The organism is Bacillus cereus group sp. MS39, assembly GCF_040448665.1.
Lineage (GTDB): Bacteria > Bacillota > Bacilli > Bacillales > Bacillaceae_G > Bacillus_A > Bacillus_A wiedmannii.
In genome coordinates this window covers 5,085,001-5,087,500 of sequence record NZ_CP123058.1, presented here as the reverse complement: position 1 = coordinate 5,087,500, position 2,500 = coordinate 5,085,001, and the positions used below count along the sequence as shown (strand labels likewise).

Genomic DNA, 2,500 nt, shown 5'->3' with positions numbered 1-2,500 from the left:
TCCCGTCCACCGAATGCCTAAGGTTTCCTGAGGAAGGCTCGTCCGCTCAGGGTTAGTCAGGACCTAAGCCGAGGCCGACAGGCGTAGGCGATGGACAACAGGTTGATATTCCTGTACCACCTCTTTATCGTTTGAGCAATGGAGGGACGCAGAAGGATAGAAGAAGCGTGCGATTGGTTGTGCACGTCCAAGCAGTTAGGCTGATAAGTAGGCAAATCCGCTTATCGTGAAGGCTGAGCTGTGATGGGGAAGCTCCTTATGGAGCGAAGTCTTTGATTCCCCGCTGCCAAGAAAAGCTTCTAGCGAGATAAAAGGTGCCTGTACCGCAAACCGACACAGGTAGGCGAGGAGAGAATCCTAAGGTGTGCGAGAGAACTCTGGTTAAGGAACTCGGCAAAATGACCCCGTAACTTCGGGAGAAGGGGTGCTTTCTTAACGGAAAGCCGCAGTGAATAGGCCCAAGCGACTGTTTAGCAAAAACACAGGTCTCTGCGAAGCCGTAAGGCGAAGTATAGGGGCTGACACCTGCCCGGTGCTGGAAGGTTAAGGAGAGGGGTTAGCGTAAGCGAAGCTCTGAACTGAAGCCCCAGTAAACGGCGGCCGTAACTATAACGGTCCTAAGGTAGCGAAATTCCTTGTCGGGTAAGTTCCGACCCGCACGAAAGGTGTAACGATTTGGGCACTGTCTCAACCAGAGACTCGGTGAAATTATAGTACCTGTGAAGATGCAGGTTACCCGCGACAGGACGGAAAGACCCCGTGGAGCTTTACTGTAGCCTGATATTGAATTTTGGTACATTTTGTACAGGATAGGCGGGAGCCATTGAAACCGGAGCGCTAGCTTCGGTGGAGGCGCTGGTGGGATACCGCCCTGAATGTATTGAAATTCTAACCTACGGGTCTTATCGACCCGGGAGACAGTGTCAGGTGGGCAGTTTGACTGGGGCGGTCGCCTCCTAAAGTGTAACGGAGGCGCCCAAAGGTTCCCTCAGAATGGTTGGAAATCATTCGTAGAGTGCAAAGGCATAAGGGAGCTTGACTGCGAGACCTACAAGTCGAGCAGGGACGAAAGTCGGGCTTAGTGATCCGGTGGTTCCGCATGGAAGGGCCATCGCTCAACGGATAAAAGCTACCCCGGGGATAACAGGCTTATCTCCCCCAAGAGTCCACATCGACGGGGAGGTTTGGCACCTCGATGTCGGCTCATCGCATCCTGGGGCTGTAGTCGGTCCCAAGGGTTGGGCTGTTCGCCCATTAAAGCGGTACGCGAGCTGGGTTCAGAACGTCGTGAGACAGTTCGGTCCCTATCCGTCGTGGGCGTAGGAAATTTGAGAGGAGCTGTCCTTAGTACGAGAGGACCGGGATGGACGCACCGCTGGTGTACCAGTTGTTCTGCCAAGGGCATAGCTGGGTAGCTATGTGCGGAAGGGATAAGTGCTGAAAGCATCTAAGCATGAAGCCCCCCTCAAGATGAGATTTCCCATAGCGTAAGCTAGTAAGATCCCTGAAAGATGATCAGGTTGATAGGTTCGAGGTGGAAGCATGGTGACATGTGGAGCTGACGAATACTAATAGATCGAGGACTTAACCATATAATATGAAGCAAATGTTATCTAGTTTTGAAGGAATATGCCTTCATAGTTTGGTGATGATGGCAGAGAGGTCACACCCGTTCCCATACCGAACACGGAAGTTAAGCTCTCTAGCGCCGATGGTAGTTGGGACCTTGTCCCTGTGAGAGTAGGACGTCGCCAAGCAAAAACCTAAGTCGATTCGACTTAGGTTTTTTTGTGTTTATTTTTATGTATCACCTGTTAAAATTCATAAATTTAGTAATCTTAAAGAGGAAAAAAGATGAAATAGGGACTGTCTAAACTAAAATTTGAGCGATAATGTCGTAAAAGGTGATAAAGTAATACGTTTAAATTTCAGTTTAAGGTAAGAATTACCTTTTTATATTAATTAGGTTGTAGAATGATCAAAAATATTTTACTCTTTATATGAAAACGTTATGTGAAAAATAGCTATATAGTTGTTTTTCACATAACGTTTTTACATTTTCAAAGGATTTCACATAAGAAAAAATCTATAATTAAGATAGTTAACATATATTTTTTTGATGGGTGTGGGGGATTATGAAAGAAATATGCATGTTATTAGTGGCTGTTATATTATGGGGGATAGCCATTGCGCCAACAAAGTGGGCATTAGAATCTATTCAGCCATTTACTTTGTTATTTATCCGCCTTTTCTTAGCTGGTGGAATCTGTTTACTATTCTCATTTAAACAATTAAAAAGATTTGTTGTACATAAACAAGTCCCGTGGAAAAGAATGAGTTTGCTATCTTTTACTGGCGTAGCTGGGTACTTTATGTTCACATCCTACGGTATTTCTTTAACGAGTGGATTGCATGTTAGTATTATTGATGCTGCTTTACCTTTAGTTACAATTCTTTTTTCAGCGTTCTTTTTGAAAGAAAAAATTCAACTTAATTATTG

The 2,500-nt window shown here is 45.6% G+C and carries 1 protein-coding gene and 2 rRNA genes (2 of these 3 running past the window's edge); all 3 read left to right on the top strand.

The features are described from left to right. A 23S ribosomal RNA gene (locus QEP67_RS26255) occupies positions 1-1,592 on the top strand; it begins 1,330 nt to the left of the window's first position. A gap of 49 nt (positions 1,593-1,641) precedes the next feature. Then, positions 1,642-1,757: ribosomal RNA gene (gene rrf / locus QEP67_RS26250) — 5S ribosomal RNA — on the top strand. 378 nt (positions 1,758-2,135) lie between these two features. Next, on the top strand, positions 2,136-2,500 hold the start of the coding sequence (locus QEP67_RS26245; protein WP_000658259.1) for a DMT family transporter. Its footprint extends 565 nt past the window's final position; only the first 365 of its 930 coding nucleotides appear in the window; the start codon lies at positions 2,136-2,138; its stop codon lies off the right edge, out of view.